The sequence below is a fragment of the uncultured Photobacterium sp. genome (assembly GCF_947502415.1).
In the GTDB taxonomy this organism is placed as follows: Bacteria; Pseudomonadota; Gammaproteobacteria; order Enterobacterales; family Vibrionaceae; genus Photobacterium.
Genome location: NZ_CANMZV010000009.1, coordinates 20,901 through 43,024 on the forward strand (window position 1 = coordinate 20,901; position 22,124 = coordinate 43,024).

The following is a 22,124-nucleotide window of genomic DNA, read 5'->3' on the forward strand; positions in this document are numbered from 1 at the left end:
TTAAAATCAGGACTAAAGAAACAACGTGAGCAAAAAAGCTAATTGCTTGAAGTAAAAGATGAAGGAAATAGTGAAGGAGATAATACCAATCGATGAGTAAGAAAGTTTGCAGCCGAATTTCAGGCACAAAAAAACCAGCTCTAGGCTGGTCTGTTTGTTTTCTTGCTGATTAAATCAGCAAAAAGAATATGGAGGCGCGTCCCGGAGTCGAACCGAGGTCCACGGATTTGCAATCCGCTGCATAGCCACTCTGCCAACGCGCCATTTTTACAACCGTTAAGGAATGTCCTGTTTGGTATGGGCGCCATTTTACAGAAACTCACGAGACTGTCACTAAAATAATGAAAAAATACAATCGTTCGCTCTAAGTTTCGACAATCTAATCAAAACACCGTCCGGGTGATGCTTAATCGACCAGCAAAGAACGGAGCTAATACACAGCAATATAGCCAAAGAAACAAAAAGCGACCCATTTAGCCGCTTTTCTTTCAGCCTTAATCAGATATCTTCTGAATTCAGCAAGTCATGCTTAGCCGCTTTCAGGTAGATATACATTGACCAGTAAGTCAGAACCATTGCGACATATAACGCAATATAACCTGTCCATACCAGCCATTCAGTCGGATGCCACAACAGTACTAATAACGCAAACATTTGCGAAGCAGTCTTTACCTTACCAACCCATGACACAGCAACACTTGAGCGTTTGCCAAGCTCTGCCATCCATTCTCGCAAAGCGGAAATGATGATCTCACGACCAATCATAGTCACAGCAGGAATTGTCAACCAAATCGAATGGTAATGCTCAACGACCAGTACCATAGCAGTAGCAACCATCACCTTATCAGCAACAGGATCAATAAAAGCACCAAAGCGGGTTGTCTGGTTTAGCTTACGGGCAAGGAAACCATCGAACCAATCAGTCACACCTGCAACAAAAAAGATCATTGCCGTTGCGAACGGAGCCCAGCTATAGGGAAGATAAAAAGTGATCACAAAAAATGGGATAAGCAATAGCCGGATGAAGCTGAGGATATTAGGAATCGTTAAACGCATAATTCTTAGTTCTTATGATTGACTTCATTAGGGTGCCGCAAAGCTAGCCGTGCTGCAATGCGTCATATATTTTATCTGCCAATGACTTACTGATACCAGGGACTTTGGCAATTTCTTCTCTGCTGGCTCTTTTTAGTTCTTGTAACCCACCCATATATTTCAATAGTGCCTGGCGCCGTTTCGGGCCAATACCCTCCACATCCTCCAAGACACTACGTTTTCGGACTTTAGCTCGTTGAGCACGATGACCACTAATCGCATGGTTATGACTTTCGTCACGGATATGCTGAATCAGATGCAATGCTGGTGAATCAGATGGCATCGAAAATTCATCTCCCGTCACTAGAAGTAGGGTTTCCAGTCCTGGTTTCCGGGTCGTACCTTTAGCCACACCGACCAAAAGCGAGCGTTTCGGCCACTCTTCCATCAGTGGGTTAACTACATCATACGCTCTTGACAGCTGACCTCTACCCCCATCGATAAAAATTATGTCGGGAATCTTATCTGGATCCAATTGTTTACCGTATCGACGAGCCAATGCCTGAGCCATTGCCGCATAATCATCACCACCGGTAATACCGATAATGTTATACCGACGGTATTCCTGCTTTAGCGGCCCATCCTGGTTAAAAACCACGCAAGAAGCTACGGTTTTCTCCCCCATGGTATGACTAATATCAAAACACTCCATCCGCTCAAGACTATTCAGTGCCAACGCTTTGCTAAGCGCAGAGAATCGTTGCTGAATCGTCATCTTATGATTTAACTTGCTGGTCAGCGCGGTACTAGCATTTGTTTGTGCAAGCTTCAGGTAACGGGCACGATTCCCTCGGGAGTGCGTTTTCAATTCAATTTTTCGGCCAGCCAATTCGCTAAGGGTTCCGGCTATCACACTTTTTTCATCGCCCAGCTCTGCCCCCAGCAAAATCACCGACGGAATGACTCTACCCTCAGCCTGGTTAAGGTAAAACTGACTGACAAAACTTGAAAGCACTTCCGTCAGCTCTGCATCATTCGGCATTTTTGGAAAATAGCTGCGGCTGCCGAGCACTTTGCCCTGGCGAATATACAGAGCATGTATACAAGCCATTCCCTGCTCATGGGCAATACCGATGACATCCATATCATCATCGCTATCATGACTGACAAATTGCTGCTCTTGTACCCGGCGCAACGCTTGGATCTGATCACGGTAGGTTGCCGCTTTTTCAAACGCCAGCTGCTGACTCGCTTGCTCCATTTTTTCAACCAAAGAAGCGATTACCTGGCGATCCTTGCCCTGTAAGAACAAGCGCACGTAATTGACCTGTTCCTTATACTCTTCCTCACTGACAAGACCTTTCACACATGGTCCAAGGCAACGACCAATCTGATACATCAGACAAGGTCGGCTACGATTGGCGTAAACCGAATCTTCGCACTGACGGACGGGAAAGATTTTTTGCAACAAATGAAGGCTCTCGCGCACCGCACCAGAATCAGGATACGGGCCGAAATATTCACCTTTGCGCTTTTTGGCGCCACGGTGAATGGTCAGACGAGGGTGAGCACTTGCACTCAGAAAGATGTAGGGATAGGACTTATCATCACGAAGCAGGACGTTATATTTGGGTAAGTACTGCTTTATGTAGTTATGCTCGAGGATCAGGGCTTCGGTTTCAGTATGTGTTACCGTCACATCCACCTTGCAGATGTTTTTCACCAAAGCCCGAGTTTTCTCGCCTGCGACATTAGCCCGGAAATAGCTGGACAAACGCTTATTCAAATCTTTGGCTTTACCGACATAAATAACCTCACCAACCCCATCATACATTCTGTAGACGCCGGGCTGGTGAGTTACGGTTTCCAGAAAGCTCTTGGAATCAAATGGTTCGGACACTACAACGTCTCTGTGTCTAGCATTCCATGTCTTATTGCAAGGTGGGTTAGCTCTACATCACCGTTAATATCCAATTTATTGAACAAACGATAGCGATAGCTGTTAACCGTTTTAGGACTCAGGTTCAGTTGCTCTGAGATCTCAGTAACCTTCTGACCTTTGGTGATCATCATCATGATCTGTAATTCACGTTCAGAAAGGTCTTTGAATGGATTCTCAGAATCCGGAACAAACTGGCTCAGGGCCATTTGCTGAGCAATTTCAGGGGAAATATAACGTTGACCACTGTTAACCATACGAATGGCATTCACCATCTCATCCGGACCGGCACCTTTAGTAAGGTAACCTGCCGCGCCCGCCTGCATCACTTTCGTCGGAAACGGATTCTCGGTGTGAATAGTCAATACGATAATTTTAACATCGGGATTAAAGCGAAGAATCTTACGGGTAGCTTCAAGACCACCGATCCCAGGCATATTCATATCCATAAGAATGATGTCCGCATGTTGATTACGGCACCACTTTACGGCTTCTTCACCACTGTCGGCTTCCCCTACCACTTTAATACCACGGACATCTTCTAGAAGACGTCGGATCCCTGTGCGAACCAGTTCGTGATCATCTACAAGGAATACATTAATCAAGCTGTATCTCCAATATGATTTGGCTCTGCACCCAGCCGGAATTGGCAGGATAGCTATTACTGATATTACCCAATTTTACCCCAACTTGAAATCTGAACTCATGCTGTTTCTGTGTTTCAGCGCAAATTTTGAATTCAAGTTACAACTTGACAAAATTGGACCTTCGTAAGTTTTTTACATGCTTCAAAATAAAACATGTTGAGCAGCAGTATTTACCATATATACAAAAAAATAAAGTATAAAATTCAATATATCTAAGTGGTTACACCTCAAGCAGAAACTTCGACTTGAATAGACCTGTTAAATACAGCCGTAGTTGCAATAATTTGCATTCAAAGTTGATAACTTGAAAAATTATGCACTTTAAATTGTTCAAATATCTTATAAAGTGAATGTTTTTATAATATAAATAAAAACTTATCAGACATAAAAACCATAGTTTACTGTGAAAAACCGCCCTTACCAGTGACCAACAAGTAATACAATGCTAGTTCAGAATGCCTTGATATCAGGTCAAACCATCCCATGATTCCAGATTAATATGCACAAATCTGTATTACTTGTGCGACAGTAAAGTCAACCAATACAAGCTTTCAAACTCCCACCTGCAACAACCAATATTAATGCCCTCCAAAGAACAAAACTAATAGCTTGATACACAAACCAAACTTATCGTTATGATTCAAACTTCTGCAAAGCGTACAATAGTTAGACGTCTAGATGTAAAGCTTTCCTTTCCTGTGTTGCTTCATGTATCATTGCCGCCGCTTATGTCTACCCACATAACCGCTCTTGCTCAAAAAAGGATATTTGCGCACAGGCCCATACACACGTCAGGTGTGTTTTTTTGTTCCTGTTGATCAAGCATTGCGGCACAGCTTCAGGTAAAGCATTCAAGGTGGGCATAACAATGCAAATACCCATAAAGAGTAAATTGAAGGTTATGTCATGAATCTTTCTGCTAAGACTGTGGTTCTTATTGCCATCGGCGCAGCCCTGTATGGCATAGGCGGCCTACCTATGTTTGGTATCCCTGTCTTTGCTAACACCACCCTGAAACCAGCGATGGCTGTGCTGGCCTTATTCGGGGTACTGTTTGGTCCGCTTGTTGGTTTCCTGGTTGGCTTCATTGGCCACTGGGTTACAGACCTGTTTGCTGGCTGGGGCGTATGGATCACCTGGGTTCTCGGTTCAGGTATTGTCGGACTACTAATTGGCCTGTATCCAAAGTTCACCAAAGAACGCCTTGAAAAGGGGCTGTTTTCCAAGCTGGATTTTGCGCTGTTTGTTGCCCTTGCCTTTATCGGCAATGTTGTCGGCTATGGCTGCTCAGCCTTCCTTGACGCCGTTCTCTATGCTGAACCATTTACTAAGGTATTGGCTCAGCTCACTATTATTGCCGCTGGTAACACCCTTCTTATCGCCATTGTTGGTCATTTCATTCTTACTGCCGTTGCTAAGCGTAAACAACAAAGCTACAACCTGAAAGAGGCTTATTAAAACATGACAATTAAGTTTTCTAATTTCTCGTTCAAATATTGGGCGTTAGAAAAGCCGACCCTGAAGAACATCAATCTAACGATCGAGAAAGGTGAAAAGGTTGTCATCGTTGGCCCAAGCGGTAGCGGTAAGTCAACCCTCGGCCAATGTTTGAACGGACTCATCCCATTTGCAGTAAAAGGTGATATCACCGGCCACCTGTCAATTAATGGGAATGACACCCAAAAGATGGATCTCCATCAGTGCACCAATATGGTTGGTACTGTTCTTCAGGATACCGACGGTCAGTTTGTTGGCCTTAGCATTGGTGAAGATATCGCCTTTGCCCTTGAAAACCAGATGGTCGCAAAAGGCGAGATGCATGATATTGTCAAAAAGACCGCTGAAATGGTTGATTTGAATGAAATGCTACACCTGTCTCCATTCGATCTCAGCGGCGGGCAGAAACAACGAGTATCTCTGGCAGGGATAATGGTTGATGACGTTGATATCCTGCTATTCGACGAACCACTGGCCAGCCTGGATCCACAAACCGGTAAAGCAACCATCGAAATCATCGACCAGCTGCACCGTGACACAGACAAAACAGTGATTATCATCGAACACCGGTTGGAAGATGTCCTGCACCGTAACGTTGATCGCGTAATTTTGATGGAACGCGGCGAAATTGTTGCGAACATGACACCAGATGAGCTGCTTGCCAGCCCACTACTTAACGAACATGGTATTCGTGAGCCACTATACCTATCAGCCCTGAAGGCTGCAGGTTGCAAAGTTACGGCGACAGACAAGCCAGCCAGCCTGTCAACTCTGGCTTTGGACGGCTTTAGACCACAGCTACTTGAATGGTATCAGCAAGGTGACACAGTTACCTCGCCTAATGCCCAAGATCCCCTGCTGTCAGTCAAAAACCTGAGTTACTCCTACGACGACCTGCGTAACACGCTGGATGACGTCAGCTTTAACATCAATAAAGGCGAATTTGTTTCGATTCTGGGCAAAAACGGCTCCGGCAAATCAACGATTACCCGCCTGATCATGGGTGTGCTCGAACCCGATAACGGTCATATCGAGTTTAACGGTAAGGATCTTGCCGACAGTTCGATCTTCGAACGTAGCCAGCATATTGGCATCGTACTTCAGAATCCAAATCATATGATTTCCCACCACATGATTTTTGATGAAGTGGCTTCAGGTCTGCGTAACCGTGGTGTTGCCGAAGAGATCGTCGAGAAAAAAGTTCATGACGTACTGGAACTTTGTGGTTTAGGTCGATACCGACACTGGCCTATTGAAGCACTCAGCTATGGTCAAAAGAAGCGTGTAACGATTGCGACAATCATGGTGCTTGAACCTGAGCTGCTGATTCTGGATGAACCGACTGCAGGACAAGATTACCACCACTACACATCAATGATGGCTTTCATTCGCGAACTCAACCAAAAACTGGGTATCACGATTGTTATTATTTCACATGATATGCATTTGGTACTGGAATATACCGATCGCGCGATTGTCATCGCCGATAGTCACTTGCTGGCAGACCAACAGGTCAACACTATTTTCAGCCAGCCTGAGCTTCTGGAAAAAGCAAACTTGGCAGTAACCAGTCTCTATACCCTGGCCAAAGAGCTGGGTATTGATCGCATCGACAACTTTATTCGTTGCTTCATTAACCATGAGGCAAATAAAAACGCATGAAAACAAACAAAATTAAATTCGGTATTAGTTATGTAAATACCGGCTCACCTTTGCACGCGCTAAACGGCATCACCAAATTCGTCCTGTTTATGAGCTGGGTAACTATGGTTCTGATCACCTTTGATCTGAGGGTGATTTGTGGCCTAATTCTGGTAGGCTTTGCGCTACTGAAAATGAGCCGGGTCCCTTTCCCAGTCTACAAGCCTCTAATGGTAGGTACTGCAACCGTCTTAATGATGAATGCCCTGTTCATGTTCCTGATAGCCCCGCAACAGGGTGTCGAATACATGGGTAGCGAGACAGTCTTAATGGCACTGGCAGGTAACTATTCCATTACCACGGAAACCCTGTTCTACCTACTGACAGTAACACTGAAGTATTTCAGTATGTTTCCAATTGCTCTGGTATTTGTATTCACAACACACCCAACGGAGTTCTCTGCCAGTCTGAACAAGCTGGGCGTACCTTACCGTATTGCTTACGCTGTCAGCCTGACCCTGCGCTACCTGCCGGAAGTAACCAAGGATTTCATCAACATCATGCATGCTCAGCAGGCCCGTGGTGTCGATATATCCAAGAATGCACCTGTTATGACTCGTATTAAAAACGTTGCCAGAATCCTCGGACCGCTGATTTTCTCAAGTCTGGATCGTGCCGACGTAATTTCCAATGCGATGACACTGCGTGGCTTTGGCCGCAACAAAAAGCGCAGCTGGTACAGCCTGAAACCAATGACCAAAGCCGATTTCGCCGTTCTAGCGGTTATCACCGTAGTACTGGTACTTGGCTTTATCCGCCGCGCTCAGTCTGAGCAACTGTTCTGGTATCCTTTCTGATACTAAACATACTCAGTAACATCGAAAAGCCGCATTCACTATGCGGCTTTGCTTTTTTAACCAACAAAAATACGACCGGGAGGAAATGAAGACGACGTATCCTCCAACAACACCTTGCTCTCTTATCAGGCCAACACTATTCTCAAATTAAAGCCACTGAAAATAAAACAATTACCCTGACACTATTCGCAACTTACTGTCGACATCACGTTCGCCAAACTAGGATAGGTTATGGAACTCTTTTTCATTCTGCTCACCCTTCTTGTAACCACCCGGATATTTGGTGAAATTGCCGAGCGGTTAGGACAACCAAGCCTGGTAGGGGAACTGATTGCCGGGATAACCCTCGGTGTTATAGCAGCACAATACACCGAATTACTCCCCTTTCTACACGACGTGGAACATGATCCTGTGTTCAACAGCATCACAGAACTCGGCATGTTCTTCATTATGTTGCTGGCCGGACTGGAGCTTCAACCCAACAAGCTGATCGAGTATTCCCGAGGGGCATTGATCGTTGCCGTATTTGGTATGGTTCTACCTATGATCTTAGGTGTCGGACTGGGGTGGCTGTTTCTGCCTGAATCTGATGTCTTTTTCGCTCAATGTATATTTCTTGGTACTGCGCTGTCGATTACCGCGGTGCCTGCCACAGTTCGCATTCTGATGGATCTCGGCAAGCTGAACTCACCGTCAGGGCAGATCATCGTTTCTGCCGCTGTTTTTGATGATGTTTTAAGCCTGCTGCTACTGACTTGGCTGACAGCATTAATCGCCACTGACCCGCCAGTCAGTAATGTCGAAATCATCCCGCTTATCACTAAAATGGCCGCCTTTTTCATCATCACTATTTTTGTCGGGGTATTTATTTTCCCGCTGGGTGGACGTTTCATAGGTGCAATTAAAGAGCGGGAGTTTAAATTTACCTCCCTATTGGTCGGAGCGATGGCTTTTGCGGTACTGGCGGAAGTCCTTGATTTGCACTTTATCATCGGAGCTTTCATGGCCGGACTTTTCTTCGACAGGAAAACCATCGACCCGGAAGCCTACGAAGAAGTTCGCAATAAAATTTCTGCCATCACCTATGGTTTCCTGGCACCAATTTTCTTTGCTTCTGTCGGGCTTCATTTAGATCTTACCGCCATTTTTGTTATCCCTGTTTTTGTCGGACTTCTTTTGCTTACTGCTTTTTTAGGTAAATTCCTGGCAGCCGGTGCCGCTGCGAGAATAATCGGCATGTCCTGGCAGGAAGCAACAGCTGTTGGTGTCGGCATGAGTGCCCGTGGTGCTGTCGAACTGGTCATTGCCGATATCGCCCTGAAGGCAGGATTGTTTGACTCGCTGACAATAAAACACCCGATAACTGACAACATTTATTCTGCAGTCGTCATTATGGCTGTGGTCACCACGCTGCTAACCCCGATCCTACTGAAGCTGATCTATGCTAAACCAGAAAATACTGAACCCTGATTAAGCCGCGCTTATCAGGGTTCACAAAATATCTGAACAAAGGAATTCACAGCATAAGGAATGGCTACGTGATTATTATTTTTTTAGTCAACAGCAGCATTGCTGTCATTGCTGTCATTATCCATTACGAGTTTCTGTACCACCTCACCACCATTATTCCTAAAATGACCATATTTCACCGCTTCAGAATTGTGTTTGGGGTGTTTGGTGCTCTGGTCGCCCACACCGTTGAAGTATGGATTTTTTCTTTCGCCTATTACTGGATGCATCACCACGAAGGTTGGGGACATTTATCCGGTAATTTCGATGGCAGCTTATTAGATTGTGCTTATTTCTCTTTTACCACATTCACCACGCTGGGTTTTGGAGATATTGAACCAACCGGTAACCTGCGTTATCTCACCGGTATCGAATCACTCACCGGTTTAGTATTAATTACCTGGACGGCATCTTTTCTTTATCTGGAAATGCGACGTTATTGGAGCCTTGGGAAATAACTCATTTGCATTACAATTGATGATATCAACTTCACTTCATCATTATAAGAAATATGGCAAACACAATACTTATCTCGCATTAAATATATGAAAACATCTTTAAACAGCAATAAAACTCCAACACGCCCAAAAAACACCAAGCAACCATATAAAACCCTATTGCCCCCCTCAATAAGAAAAATTAAGCTCAATCATTAAAAAACATAATGAATAAACATCTGTTTTTGCGACTTAAAACAAAAGTCGATAACCATTATAAATGGTAGTATCAGCACACATTTACAAATGTATTACAAACACACTTTCCGATTATCCATAAACACAGAGAATGAGTTATGTGGAATAAATTAAATAAGTCCATGATGATTTGCCAAATGATGTTTGGCCTGTCTTTTTACGGCGTAATGGTTATTTTGACCCGATTCTTCTTAGAAGATCTCGGATACAGTGAAGCCGATACCATGATGGTTGTCGGCGCATTTTCATCTATTGGTCCTTTATTCGCGATTGCCGGTGGTTTTATTGCCGATAAATTCCTTGGAGCTTATCGCTCATTAACCTTCAGCTTCAGCGGATTTGCTGTCGGTTATACCCTGCTGGTACTAGGCGCATCCACACTTAACGTACCAATGAGCCTGGTGGGTATTGCACTGGCAAGTTACTCCCGAGGTCTGATGTCACCTTCTTACCCAAGCCTTTATAAACGCACTTTTTCTACAGAAGAAGATTTCGAAAACGGCTACCCGGTTAACTACTCCGTTAACAACATCGGTGCTTTCCTTGGTCAGTACCTGTTCCCGATGTTTGTTCTTGTTCTGGGTTTCAATGGTAGCTTTGCCCTATCTGCATCGATGGCATTCATTGCTTTTGTTATCCTGGCGATATTCCGCAAGCCACTGAAGACTGTTGCCGCAGAAATCGATCAGAAGCCAGTCAGCGCTAAAAGCTGGGCTGCATTTATCGTTGTTTCTCTCTCAATGATTGGCCTGGTATTCTTTATGTTCTCTAACATGGATATCGGTCAGAACATCGTATATGCGATCGGTGCAGCAGCGATCGGTTACTTCATTTCTCTGATGCTAAAAGCAGAAAGATCAGACGCATTGAAGATGGGTACAATCCTAATCATGACCGCGCTGACTACCGCGTTCTTCGTTTACTATGGCCAGATAATGACTTCCATGACCATGGTAACCATCAATACAATGCGTGGTGATCTGTTCGGCTTTATTCCATTTGCGCCGGAAGCCTCTATGGCGATGAACCCGCTGTGGTGTATCGTAGGTGGCCCAATCGTTGCGATAACTTTTTCTAACCTGGAAAAACGCAACATCAATTTCTCTACCGCAACCAAAGTCGGCTTTGCCTTTATCCTGACGGCTATTGCATTCAGTATTCTTACTATGGCTGTGATGTCTGTTGGCCCGGATGCAATTATCCGTCCTGAGGTATTCCTGGCAGTCCACTTCTTCCAATCTTTGGCTGAAGTTATTGTTGGTAGCCTGGTGGTTGCATTCATCCTGTCTGTAGCACCTAAGCATATCGAAAACTTCTCAGTCAGCCTGTTCTCTGTTGCTATCGCGCTGAGTGGTATTGTTGGTGCGGTATTCTCTACTTCTATCGCACTGGAAAAAGGTCAGGAAATAACTCAAGAAATCGTACAGACAGTTTACGGCGGTTACTTCAGTACACTAACGGTACTGGCTTTAGTGATGGTGGCTGTTGCTTTAATGGCTTCACGCATAATCCGCGCAATGCTGAAGAGCAGCGAAGAAGCACAAGGTATGACCATGCCGGAAGCAGAAGGTTAATATCTGCTCAGCTTTAATCGTTCGTTATTCATAACAATGGCCTCCATTTGGAGGCCATCTCATTTCAGGAAACTGTGTGCTGCTGAGTAATCAGCGATGCAACCTTTAGTGATAATGTCAGGCTGAAACTGGCAACCGGCTCAGTACCGTCTTTATCCGGGCAGGTTACCGTAACAGATACCGATTCGTTAATCCGCTCACCTGTCATACAACTTCTGTCCAGCATCTCGCGGATCATACTTCCCTGATAACAGCTGAACACCACATCTGCTTCCGGTCGGCGAAAAAATTCACCCTCCACCGATTTAAACGCCAGCGAGACATCCATTCCTGTGTGGCCAGCCATCTCCATCGCTAATAATCCAGCAGCCACATCAGCACCGATTGCCAGGGCGCCGAAATACATACTCTCTAGATGGTTCTTAGTTTTATCATTCAGCGGAATTTTCAGAGAAAGGTGTTCATCGCTGATTTCTAATATCTCTGGCTCGCAATAATCAATCAGCTTTACCTTTTCTTTGGCGAAACTTTTCAAAAGCTTATTTGCCTGAGCAACTCTGCTATCCATGGCCTTGCCTCTTTAAGGTAACTCATTAGACCAGTTAAGTCGCCAATATGGAAATTGTCAATTTTCTGTACATCCATCTTCCCCAAGACACACAAAAAACCACTAAATAGACACAAAAAACGCAAGAAATGATGAAAAGCATAATAAACATGATATCGACAATTAAGATATTGATCAGAAACGCAGACACATTACACGCCACGCTGATATTCTTTTCACGGATTGCTTCCAGCCAACACCAACACTAAAAGCTGCAATCCAATATTTCCGATTAACTAAAAACCATTAAAGACCCTCTCCCCTGAAAAGGCTGAGATGGCTAAGGATTACTATGAATGGAAACCATTTGGCTTAAAAACCCGTTAGCTATTTTCACCGGAACCGATAAAGATGCCCGCGGCGGTGTCGTTATCCAAGGTGATAAGGTTATTGAGCTTGTCGGTTCAGATAACGAACCGAGCCATAAAATAGATGTTGTTGTCGATACCAGCCAGCATGTTGTCACACCAGGGCTGATTAACGCCCACCACCATTTTTACCAAACTCTCACCCGCGCCTATCCTGATGCGCTTAACAAAGAGTTGTTCCACTGGCTGAAAACCCTCTATCCCGTCTGGGCAGGACTCGATGACGAAATGATGAGCCTGGCTACCGATCTGGCTTTGGTAGAACTCATGATGTCAGGCTGCACAACCGCTTCCGATCACCACTACCTCATCCCGACCGGACTTGAACACGCAATTGACCTTCAGGTTGAAGCTGCGAAAAAACTGGGCGTACGTGCGATTTTCACCCGAGGTTCAATGAGCTTAGGTGAAGACGACGGCGGCTTACCTCCCCGTCATACCATCCAGAGCGAACAAACCATCATTGATGACAGCCTTCGCCTGATCCGTGATTACCACCAGCACGGTGACGGCGCCATGATCCAACTGGCTCTTGCTCCCTGCTCTCCTTTCTCTGTGACTACCGAGCTGATGAGAGAAACCGCCTGGATCGCAAAAACTGAAAATGTGATGGTTCACACCCATCTTTGTGAAACCATTGATGAAGAAAAGTTCTGCCTACAACAATTCGGTTTAAGACCGGTTGATTACCTTGAAGATGTTGGCTGGCTAAACCACAGAACCTGGCTGGCACATGGTATCCATTTCAATAACGAAGAAATTAAACGCTTAGGCAAAGCGAAAGTCGGGATCTGCCACTGTCCATCATCCAATATGATGCTGGCCTCAGGCATATGCCGAAACAAAGAGCTGGAAGCCGCAGGAGCAAATGTCGGCCTTGGCGTTGACGGCTCCGCGTCCAACGACGGCTCCAATATGATTAATGAAGTTCGGATGGCGCTGTACATCCAGCGACTTCGCTACGGCTCCGCTGATGTTACTCACTTCGACGCCCTGCGCTGGGCAACTTCAGGTTCGGCCAAAGCGATGGGTCGCCATGATATAGGTACCCTTGCTGTCGGTAAGCAGGCTGACATTGCCATGTTCCGATTAGATGACATTCGGTTCTCCGGTGCCCATGATCCGTTAGCCGCTTTGATCCTGTGCGGTGCTCATCAGGCCGATCGTGTCATGATTGCCGGTCTGTGGCGGGTTCATGACGGTCATGTTATCGGTGTTGATCTTGAGCATTTGCTGCACAAACACCATAACGCAGCAAAACGTCTGGCAATGAAAGCTCAGAAAGCCCGATAATTCGTTAAATCCATTAAGATCTAAGCCGATCAACTTGATCGGCTTTATTCCCGAACCTCTAGCCCGCAACCTCTGAGCACCATTCGGGTCAAAAATCCTGCGGCTTCAGTAAAGTCATCATCATCAAGCTGTTCTTTTTCCATTACCTTGCAAATCTGCCAACTAAAATCAGCATAGGTTTGCGTTGTTGCCCAAATCGTAAACATCAGATGCTGTGGCGATACTCTGTCCATCGCACCACGCTCAATCCAATTTTCAAACTTATTGATAATCATCTTTGACTGACTTTGCAGCTTGTCAGCAATGTCCTGCGGCAAATATTCCGCCCCGGACATCATTTCATTGGCAAACACTTTGGAGGCATAGGAGTGATCGCGGGAAATCTTTAGCTTAACTTTTATATATTCACTCAGCGCTTCAGCCGGATCTTCGAGCAACTCAATAGGTTCGGAAGCTTGTAGCAAAGGCTGGATAACACTCTCCAACACAGCCCGGTACAACTTATCTTTCGACTTAAAGTAATAATAAACATTCGGTTTCGGCACACCGGCAGCTTTTGCAATGTCAGCAACTTTCGTGGCGGCATAGCCCTGATCGGCAAAATACTGACAGGCAGCCTGAATGATCTGTTCCTGATTTTTCTCTCTTATTCGCGACATTTGAAGCTCGGCCTCCTACAACCAAACGTATAAGGTACTCAACTATACGTATTCAGTACTTTGTTTTTACTGCAATAAATCATAATAGATCTGTTATAACAGTAAAAGATACAGGCCTGACCCACCCGCAAATCGTGCGTGAAAAACTGTCTGTGATTGGTATCACATATTTCTTGACCATAAAGTCAAGTATTGATTAAATAGTCTCCATCAGCACTCCCTCCCCCTCCAATCAACAACGAGTAACGAGCCAATGACAACAAACCGTGTTGCGCATCTGAAGATGTTTATCTTTACAGCATTGATCAGCCTTTCATTTCCGATTGGCAGCTTTATCACTGCGCAACTTAATCCATTGGTTGTCACCTGGGTACGCTACTTGCTTGCCAGCATGCTGTTTCTTGGATTATTGCAGGCACAAAAACAGCTTCGCCTTCCGAGTGCAAAAGATCTCGGCCGTTATACATTGATCTGCCTGCCGGCACTGACCTACTTTGTCGCTATGTTTATCGCCTTGCAAGATACCAGTGCGCTTGATACCAGCGCGCTGTACACAACCGTACCACTGATGAGTGCGTTGCTGGCTGCAGTGATTTTCAGGCGCAGAGCACCAGTGACGGTTATCGTCGCTTTGCTTGGCGGTATGCTCGGGGCCGGACTGATTATTTTTCGCGGTGATCTTTCTGCTGCATCTTCAATTACCCTGACAGCATCGAACAAGATCTACTTGTTAGGCTGCTTTGCCATGGCGCTCAACCCGATTGTGGTGAAAAAGCTTTATCGGGGTGAGTCAATTACTCACATGACATGCTGGACATTAGTCTGTGCAACCGGCCTGCTCACGCTGGGGGCAGCCTCAAAGCTGGTTGCAACAGACTGGTCAGCCATTTCGATGGATATCTGGCTGGGCATCGGCTATCTGGCCGTGTTTGCTACCGCACTAAGCTTCTTCTTATTTCAACAGGGCAGCGTAGCCCTTGCCCCGGAGCAGGTGTCAGCCTATACCTACCTGATCCCGGTAATGGTATTAATCGTGAATCGCCTGCAGGGGCATGTTGAGCCATGGTCACACATTGGCTACGGTGTGGTTATCGTGATGATTTCTATGCTGGTAATGATCGGCAGCTCTTCATTCCTTGCTGCCGTTCGCCGACATCAGCATCACTGAACACGATTAACAGTCTGGATTAACCCGGCGGCCACTTCATTGTCCGGCCGCCCAGCAAGTGCAGGTGAATATGGAAAACCGCCTGCCCACCTTTAAGGTTGCAGTTCCACACCAGCCGATATCCATCATTGGCTATGGACAAGTCACGAGCCAACTGAGTAGCCGTCAAAACCATATGGCAGATCAGTGCGCTGTTATTCTCATCTAACTCATTGATAGTCCGAATATGTTTCCTCGGGATGATAAGTATATGGGTCGGAGCCTGCGGGTCATTATCCTTGAAAGCAACAACTTGATCATCTTCATAGACCAAATTTGACGGGATCTCTTTGTTCGCAATTTTGCAAAAAATACAATCCATTAGATTCCTCGCTCGATCTTGCTAGCTTAACTATATTTAGAACCAGAATATATTTAAGCATAAGCGCTACATCGGGATTTCTCTAAGTTGAGTATGTCGTAGCACTGAGATCATTTTCAGTAAGGAGCCACACTGCGATGACGACAGCTTTCATTACCCACGGAGACTATCTTCGACACTCTATGGGCTCTGAACATCCAGAGTGCCCCGAACGCCTGGGTGCCATCACCAGCTATCTGGCATCAACAGAATTAGGAAATCAAGTCACATGGCTCGCTGCTGAACCGGCCACTAAAGAACAACTGGAAAGAGTCCATCCAGCTGATTACATCCGCAGGCTCGACAGTATGCAGCCACATAGCGGACTGGTGTATGCTGACCCCGATACAGCGCTGAATCCTCATACCATGCATGCCGCCCGACTGGCTGCCGGCGCGGTTACCATGGCAACAGAACTGGTACTTTCAGGAAAAATATCGAATGCATTTTGTGCTGTACGCCCGCCGGGACACCACGCAGAACACAGCACTGCGATGGGGTTTTGCTTTTTTAACAATATAGCAGTTGGTGTTGAACAGGCACTGACTCATAATGAGATCGAACGAGTTGCCATCCTCGACTTCGATGTTCACCACTGTAACGGCACAATAGATGCCTTCAAAGACAGGCCGGAAGTGCTGGTATGCTCAACCTTCCAGCATCCCTTTTATCCCCTGCGCTACTACGATATCCAGCGACCGAATATCGTGAACTCCCCCCTGCGCGCAGGAACAACAGGTTATCAGTTCCGCCAAGCCGTCGAACAAGACTGGCTGCCAGCACTACATTCCCACCAGCCACAAATGATTTTCGTCTCGGCCGGTTTTGATGCCCACAAAGCCGACCCGCTCGGACAACTGCTGCTTGATGAAAGCGACTACCGCTGGGTGACAAAACTCATTGTTGATGCGGCAACATGTTACGCCGCGAACCGAATAGTTTCGACTCTGGAAGGCGGATATGACCTGGAGGCACTAGCCCATAGCGTTCACACCCATATTGATGTGCTGGTGAATAGTTAATACCGATCAGGATTTACTTCGCCCTTCGGGCCGTTGCTTTAAAACGCCTTCGGCTAGCAACGTTGTCTCGCTTCGCTCGGCTGAACCCTTTCCAAGACCCTGCTCCCTATCTCATTTTTGCCAAGCGACAAACGCAAAAAAGCCAGCGATTAAGCTGGCTTTTTCTAATGTGGCGGAGAGATAGGGATTTGAACCCTAGATACGCTACAAACGTATGCCGGTTTTCAAGACCGGTGCTTTCAACCACTCAGCCATCTCTCCGTAAGTGCCGCGTATAATACACATCACTTTTTCAACTGTAAATACCCCTTCGCGCCGAGTGCTCAATATTCACCCAAAGTACACATTCAATAGTTCAGATATCATCCAAAATTATAATATCTAAACACTAGTCAGTGATTTATCTCTTACCAATGAAAAATTGCACTATAAAAAACATATGTTCCACTGAGGCTAATAAATTAAAAGAGCAAGGAGTACGCCATGGTTAGTTTTCGCCTGTTCATGATATTAATTTCATTAGTTTACGTTGGAATTGCCCAGGCATCATCACCTGAAGCCTGGGAGCACCAAAATCGCTGATAGTCTGTGTTTATAACAAACAAGCTTATACAGTAAAACTGAGCCGAAGCTTCAAAACATCACGATTCGGACAATAGTTAATTTATCCTGACTCAAAACACCGACACACTTCCTTCCTGCAATTTATCAGCAAGCGTCGAATTAATCGTCTTTACTTACGACAGAGCAATATCAAAGGTATTCCCCATGAAAACAAAGGTTAAGCATCGCTGGCTAGTCACATTTCTTCTTTTCTTGTTCGGATTCAGTTTCTCGCTTGTCAGTTACGCCTCTTCGGTGCTGACCGGGACAAGTAACGGGATGACTTATCAAGTAAACCTGATCGCCAGAAACCTAAGTATCCCGTGGGGAATGACATTTATCACACAAAAGCAACTGCTTATTACCCAACGTCAGGGAACCGCGCTGTTACTTAATTTAGAAAACAACACCCGCACGCCAATCAAAGGGTTACCCAAAGTCGCAGCCAGAGGGCAAGGAGGGCTACTGGATGTGATTACCGAACCTAGCTACCAATATCCGAACAATTGGATTTACTTCACTTACAGCCAGCACACAAATCGCGGTGCTGTAACTGTCCTTGCCCGCGCCAAACTTTCCTTTGATACCCTCACCAGCTGGGAAAAACTGTTGATTACAGATTCAGCTACCCTGACATCTCGTCACTTCGGCAGCCGAATCGTTTTCGACAAGCAAGGCCACCTCTTCTTTTCAGTCGGTGACCGCGGGGCCAGACCGAACGGCCAAGATCTCACTAACCACGCTGGCAGTATTCTTCGACTGAACCTCGACGGCAGTGTGCCAAACGACAATCCTTTTACCAACCAATCAATAGTTCGTCCCGAAATATGGAGCTACGGGCACCGAAACCCACAAGGCTTAGCCTATGACAAACAAGCTAATCGTTTATGGGCCATAGAACATGGCCCGCGGGGTGGTGATGAGGTAAACCTGATACGTAAAGGGAAGAACTACGGCTGGCCGATCACATCTCATGGCAAGGAATACTGGGGACCGCTGGCTGTTGGCGAAGCCACCGAAAAAGAAGGAATTGAATCACCGAAAAAGATCTACATTCCATCCATCGCGCCGGGCAGCCTGCTGCTTTATACCGGCGAAGCATTTCCAGCCTGGCAGGGGGATTTGTTTGCCGGGGCTTTGAAGCTCGAGCACATCAACCACCTTTCTCTTGACGACGCAGGTAGCATCATTGCCGAAGAACGGTTAATTACAGAGCTGGGGGAGCGTGTCCGGGCACTTATTCAAAGCACGGAAGGCTTGATCTATTTTTCAACGGACAACGGTAATTTGTACCAAATTTCACCACTCCAGCCATAACCGCTCCCTTTGCCATCGAAATGCGCCCTATGCATAAGTTTTGTGATTTTTATTCATTTGCATCATAAAACACATTCTTCTACCATCCCGCCTCTTTTTTCACACTAAGAGGCATTGATGTTTTCACAATCCCTTATTGCGCAACTGGCTCGGATGATCCTCTTGCTGATAATTACCATCTTCGGAGTTCATCATTGCCAGCCATTGCTGGATTCCCTGGCCCATCAGGCTATGAATGGCGGCTGCCACCAGCAAAGTACTATTGAACCCAACTATTCAGGTCTTTAACCATGAGCATATTTCGCTTTCCACTATTGGTGTGGATGGGAATAGGGACACTTATTATCAGCCTAGGGATCAGGCAGTCATTCGGCATCTTCATGATGCCTATCTCGCATCACTTTGATACCGGACGTGAGTTCTTCAGCCTTGCAATTGCGCTGCAAAACCTGCTGTTTGGTTTATTTCAGCCCTTTGTCGGTATGGCAGCAGATCGCTGGGGGGCACAAAAGGTAATCTGGGCCGGTGCGGTTTCATATGGTCTGGGACTGTACCTGACTTCAATTGCCATTGAACCTAGCTGGCTATACCTGACGCTAGGTACGCTGGTTGGCCTTGGACTAAGCTCAACCAGCTATGTGATTGTACTTGGCGCAGTTGCCCGCGTTGTTCCAGCCGAACATACAGCGAAAGCATTCGGCCTCACTACCGCAGCAGGATCATTCGGCATGTTTGCGATGATTCCGGGAGCCCAGTCACTGCTAAACGATTTTAACTGGCAAACAACACTCCAGATTTTTGCCATCCTCTGTACACTGATGCTCGCGTTTTCTTGTTTCATGCAGACGAATAATAACGCATCTAAAACATCAACAGCACACATCGAGGTGGAGCAGACACTACGCGAAGCACTCAAAGAGGCATTCAGCCACCGGGGTTACTGGCTGATCCACATGGGATTTTTTGTCTGCGGTTTTCACGTGATGTTTATTGCTACTCACCTTCCAAGTTATCTTGCCGATAAAGGCTTGCCGGGTTCAACTGCTGCCATGGCGCTAGCCTACGTCGGGATTTTCAATATCTTCGGTACCTATTTCTGGGGACTGGTCGGTGACAAATTTAGCAAACGTTACGTAATGTCTTCGCTGTACCTGATCCGCACAGTCGTCATTGCTGCTTTCGTGATCTTCCCTGTTTCGGTTGAAACAGCGGCATTCTTTGGTGGTGCTATCGGCTTTTGCTGGCTTGGGACAGTACCATTGACATCGGGCCTGGTTCGTCAAATCTTCGGAGCCCGTTATCTGTCAACTCTGTACGGTCTGGTATTTCTTACCCACCAAGTTGGTAGCTTCCTCGGCGCTTGGTTCGGAGGCCGTATTTATGACTACTACGGCAGCTATGAGCCAATCTGGTGGACAACGGTCGTCATGGCTTTCCTCGCGGCTTTGATTCACCTTCCGGTTGATGACCGTCCTGTGTCTCGACTGGCAACGGTGAACTAAATCCAACAAAAAAAGCCTATGCAAAAATGCATAGGCTTTCCTTTCTATTTGTAGTCTTAACGTCAACTGTTACAAGTGCTCACCGCGACGTAGAGAATCAATACGCTTATCCAAAGTCGGGTGCGTCATGAACAGCTCAGAAAGCGACTTCTTACCGTTAATACCGAACGCCATCATTGAGCCTTCAAGCTGAGATTCCTGCCCCATCTTCAAACGCTCCAGCGCTGCGATCATTTTCTCTTTACCTACTAAGTGTGCAGAGCCAGCGTCAGCTTTAAACTCACGATGACGGCTGAACCACATTGTCAGGATGCTCGCCAGGAAGCCAAACAGTATTTCCATAATCGATGAAACGATGAAGTAAGTCATGAAGCTTCCGCCTTCACCGCCCTCTTCCTCATCATTCATACCACTAACAGCACCGGCAATCAGGCGCGAGATGAAAATAACGAAAGTGTTCACCACGCCCTGCATTAGGGTCATAGTTACCATGTCACCATTTGAGATATGGCTAACTTCATGAGCCAGTACCGCTTCCGCTTCATCGCGGGTCATGCTGTGCAACAAACCAGTTGAAACCGCAACCAGAGAGTCATCACGCTTTGCTCCGGTTGCAAACGCGTTAATATCCGGCGAGTTATAGATTGCAACAGTAGGCATACCAATACCCGCCTGTTGTGCCTGGCAAGAAACGGTTTCCATCAGCCAATGTTCAGTTTCGTTGCGAGGGTGCTCAATCACCATGCCGCCAACAGAGCGAAGTGCCATTGATTTCGACATAAACAGTGAAATCAGAGAACCACCAAAACCAAACAATGCAGCCATTACCAATAAGCCGTTCAAGCTACCTGGCTGCAGACCGGTAAAGGCATAAATAACGTTCAGCACAACACTGAAGACCAGCATTACGGCAATATTAGTTGCCAGGAACAATGCAATTCGCTTCATCTTTATAATTTTCTCCAATAACAAGAAATCATTTTCTGGAACACAAACGGATGAGGCTCGCTATACAGCAGTCATCTGCCCGGTTGCAATTTATAGTATGGTCGATCAAAGTAATTCCAAGGAAAAGAGTTAAATTGTTACGTTTCGTTAGTATGGTTATCAATATTCAGCACCATATCATTTCGATTAACGAGTAACACATCTACTCCCCAGATAAACCAATAACATATATTGACAACAATGTCATACGCAGAGTGAATGTTTAATGCAGACCTGATGCTGAACAGCTAACATTTTACACAAAATTGACGTCTTTAGACTTTGGTCTTATTGCATGTAACAGCTCATTCCACTATTGTCGGGTCTAAGACATCAGTTCGAAGTTACTTTATCGATCATCAAGGAGGAATGATGGCTGACCACGAAAAATACCAGGTTGCAATCGACATTCTGCGCTGTCATCTTGGTATGTCCCTAGATGAAGCTCATAAGGAGCTTGGTCTAGATGCATCAAACAAAAACAAAAAGCTATCAGATACAACAGAAGCACTTATTGGCTTAACCCGCGATAGCTAAGCCAGGGAATGAACTTATTCTTTAAACCTCCTCTCTTGAGGAGGTTTTTTATTTCTGTATGGGTAACATATGGCAAACAGTCATGCATGACAACTACATTCGAGCGGTAAAAAACTTAGCGGAAGAAGGAATGGAACTACTGGCCTATAGCCTGGTGCTGTTTACTGCCGGCGGTGAAGAGACTTGCCAGAGTTGTTCAAAAAAGCCAAGTAATCGTTTCAACAATACCCCATAAAAAAACCCTGCATCACTGCAGGGTTCATTTGA

The 22,124-nt window shown here is 45.9% G+C and carries 21 protein-coding genes and 2 tRNA genes; 14 read left to right on the top strand and 9 right to left on the bottom strand.

The window, feature by feature from the left end; all coding sequences use genetic code 11:
* Positions 1 to 189: 189 nt before the first annotated feature.
* From Q0852_RS11265 to uvrY, 4 genes are all read right to left on the bottom strand, one after another.
* Positions 190 to 263: transfer RNA gene (locus Q0852_RS11265), tRNA-Cys, on the bottom strand.
* 235 nt (positions 264 to 498) lie between these two features.
* Positions 499 to 1,056, bottom strand: coding sequence for a CDP-diacylglycerol--glycerol-3-phosphate 3-phosphatidyltransferase (gene pgsA, locus Q0852_RS11270; protein WP_299018122.1), 558 nt, complete (start codon positions 1,054 to 1,056; stop codon positions 499 to 501).
* Between the two features lie 43 nt (positions 1,057 to 1,099).
* Positions 1,100 to 2,935 (bottom strand): excinuclease ABC subunit UvrC, encoded by a 1,836-nt coding sequence (uvrC, locus tag Q0852_RS11275; protein WP_299018123.1) that lies wholly within the window; start codon positions 2,933 to 2,935, stop codon positions 1,100 to 1,102.
* Complete coding sequence (gene uvrY, locus Q0852_RS11280) at positions 2,935 to 3,579, bottom strand: UvrY/SirA/GacA family response regulator transcription factor (RefSeq protein ID WP_299018124.1); 645 nt, start codon at positions 3,577 to 3,579, stop codon at positions 2,935 to 2,937. Before uvrY ends, uvrC begins: the two co-directional genes overlap by 1 nt.
* Positions 3,580 to 4,527: 948 nt before the next feature.
* Between uvrY and Q0852_RS11285 the strand changes: the two genes are divergently transcribed.
* The 6 genes from Q0852_RS11285 (at position 4,528) to Q0852_RS11310 (ending at position 11,394) form a co-directional block, all read left to right on the top strand.
* On the top strand, positions 4,528 to 5,079 hold the full coding sequence (locus tag Q0852_RS11285; RefSeq protein WP_299018125.1) for an ECF-type riboflavin transporter substrate-binding protein: 552 nt from the start codon (positions 4,528 to 4,530) through the stop codon (positions 5,077 to 5,079).
* A gap of 3 nt (positions 5,080 to 5,082) precedes the next feature.
* Entirely contained in the window at positions 5,083 to 6,780 is a 1,698-nt protein-coding gene (locus Q0852_RS11290; RefSeq protein ID WP_299018126.1) for an ABC transporter ATP-binding protein, read from the top strand.
* Positions 6,777 to 7,616 (top strand): energy-coupling factor transporter transmembrane protein EcfT, encoded by an 840-nt coding sequence (locus Q0852_RS11295; RefSeq protein ID WP_299018127.1) that lies wholly within the window; start codon positions 6,777 to 6,779, stop codon positions 7,614 to 7,616. The genes Q0852_RS11290 and Q0852_RS11295 overlap by 4 nt, the downstream gene beginning before the upstream one ends.
* 231 nt (positions 7,617 to 7,847) lie before the next feature.
* Entirely contained in the window at positions 7,848 to 9,086 is a 1,239-nt protein-coding gene (locus tag Q0852_RS11300) for a cation:proton antiporter (RefSeq protein WP_299018128.1), read from the top strand.
* A gap of 68 nt (positions 9,087 to 9,154) precedes the next feature.
* Positions 9,155 to 9,583: a potassium channel family protein gene (locus tag Q0852_RS11305; protein WP_299018129.1), complete on the top strand. Its 429-nt coding sequence runs from the start codon at positions 9,155 to 9,157 to the stop codon at positions 9,581 to 9,583.
* A gap of 335 nt (positions 9,584 to 9,918) precedes the next feature.
* Positions 9,919 to 11,394, top strand: coding sequence for a peptide MFS transporter (locus Q0852_RS11310; protein ID WP_299018130.1), 1,476 nt, complete (start codon positions 9,919 to 9,921; stop codon positions 11,392 to 11,394).
* Positions 11,395 to 11,458: 64 nt separating this feature from the next.
* On the opposite strand, the gene Q0852_RS11315 is transcribed toward Q0852_RS11310, so the two are convergent.
* On the bottom strand, positions 11,459 to 11,962 hold the full coding sequence (locus Q0852_RS11315) for a DUF4442 domain-containing protein (RefSeq protein WP_299018131.1): 504 nt from the start codon (positions 11,960 to 11,962) through the stop codon (positions 11,459 to 11,461).
* 335 nt (positions 11,963 to 12,297) lie between these two features.
* Here Q0852_RS11315 and Q0852_RS11320 point away from each other — a divergent pair, with 335 nt between their 5' ends.
* Positions 12,298 to 13,662, top strand: a complete 1,365-nt coding sequence (locus Q0852_RS11320; protein ID WP_299018132.1) for an 8-oxoguanine deaminase — start codon at positions 12,298 to 12,300, stop codon at positions 13,660 to 13,662.
* Positions 13,663 to 13,706: 44 nt separating this feature from the next.
* Here Q0852_RS11320 and Q0852_RS11325 read toward each other — a convergent pair whose 3' ends face one another.
* Positions 13,707 to 14,321, bottom strand: coding sequence for a TetR/AcrR family transcriptional regulator (locus Q0852_RS11325; protein ID WP_299018133.1), 615 nt, complete (start codon positions 14,319 to 14,321; stop codon positions 13,707 to 13,709).
* 253 nt (positions 14,322 to 14,574) lie between these two features.
* On the opposite strand from Q0852_RS11325, the gene Q0852_RS11330 reads away from it, so the two are divergent.
* Positions 14,575 to 15,489, top strand: coding sequence for a DMT family transporter (locus tag Q0852_RS11330; RefSeq protein ID WP_299018134.1), 915 nt, complete (start codon positions 14,575 to 14,577; stop codon positions 15,487 to 15,489).
* Positions 15,490 to 15,508: 19 nt separating this feature from the next.
* Here the strand turns inward: Q0852_RS11330 and Q0852_RS11335 are convergent, their stop codons facing one another.
* Positions 15,509 to 15,850: a histidine triad nucleotide-binding protein gene (locus Q0852_RS11335; protein ID WP_299018135.1), complete on the bottom strand. Its 342-nt coding sequence runs from the start codon at positions 15,848 to 15,850 to the stop codon at positions 15,509 to 15,511.
* A gap of 137 nt (positions 15,851 to 15,987) precedes the next feature.
* On the opposite strand from Q0852_RS11335, the gene Q0852_RS11340 reads away from it, so the two are divergent.
* Complete coding sequence (locus Q0852_RS11340) at positions 15,988 to 16,911, top strand: histone deacetylase family protein (RefSeq protein ID WP_299018136.1); 924 nt, start codon at positions 15,988 to 15,990, stop codon at positions 16,909 to 16,911.
* A 170-nt stretch (positions 16,912 to 17,081) separates the two neighbouring features.
* On the opposite strand, the gene Q0852_RS11345 is transcribed toward Q0852_RS11340, so the two are convergent.
* Positions 17,082 to 17,172, bottom strand: a tRNA-Ser gene (locus tag Q0852_RS11345).
* Positions 17,173 to 17,679: 507 nt separating this feature from the next.
* Here Q0852_RS11345 and Q0852_RS11350 point away from each other — a divergent pair.
* The 3 genes from Q0852_RS11350 to Q0852_RS11360 all read left to right on the top strand — a co-directional run bounded on the left by Q0852_RS11350 (position 17,680) and on the right by Q0852_RS11360 (position 20,333).
* Positions 17,680 to 18,831, top strand: coding sequence for a PQQ-dependent sugar dehydrogenase (locus Q0852_RS11350; RefSeq protein WP_299018137.1), 1,152 nt, complete (start codon positions 17,680 to 17,682; stop codon positions 18,829 to 18,831).
* Positions 18,832 to 18,948: 117 nt separating this feature from the next.
* Positions 18,949 to 19,119 carry a hypothetical protein gene (locus tag Q0852_RS11355; RefSeq protein ID WP_299018138.1) on the top strand — a complete coding sequence of 57 codons (171 nt, stop codon included), beginning with the start codon at positions 18,949 to 18,951 and terminating at the stop codon, positions 19,117 to 19,119.
* A 2-nt stretch (positions 19,120 to 19,121) separates the two neighbouring features.
* Positions 19,122 to 20,333 carry an MFS transporter gene (locus Q0852_RS11360; RefSeq protein ID WP_299018139.1) on the top strand — a complete coding sequence of 404 codons (1,212 nt, stop codon included), beginning with the start codon at positions 19,122 to 19,124 and terminating at the stop codon, positions 20,331 to 20,333.
* A gap of 69 nt (positions 20,334 to 20,402) precedes the next feature.
* On the opposite strand, the gene htpX is transcribed toward Q0852_RS11360, so the two are convergent.
* A complete protein-coding gene (htpX, locus tag Q0852_RS11365; protein ID WP_299018140.1) occupies positions 20,403 to 21,281 on the bottom strand; it encodes a protease HtpX in 879 nt (292 codons plus the stop codon).
* 408 nt (positions 21,282 to 21,689) lie between these two features.
* On the opposite strand from htpX, the gene Q0852_RS11370 reads away from it, so the two are divergent.
* Both Q0852_RS11370 and Q0852_RS11375 read left to right on the top strand, forming a co-directional pair.
* The gene (locus Q0852_RS11370; RefSeq protein ID WP_299018281.1) at positions 21,690 to 21,857 is read left to right on the top strand and encodes a hypothetical protein; all 168 of its coding nucleotides are present in this window, start codon (positions 21,690 to 21,692) and stop codon (positions 21,855 to 21,857) included.
* Between the two features lie 58 nt (positions 21,858 to 21,915).
* Entirely contained in the window at positions 21,916 to 22,092 is a 177-nt protein-coding gene (locus Q0852_RS11375; RefSeq protein ID WP_299018141.1) for a hypothetical protein, read from the top strand.
* Positions 22,093 to 22,124: the final 32 nt, after the last annotated feature.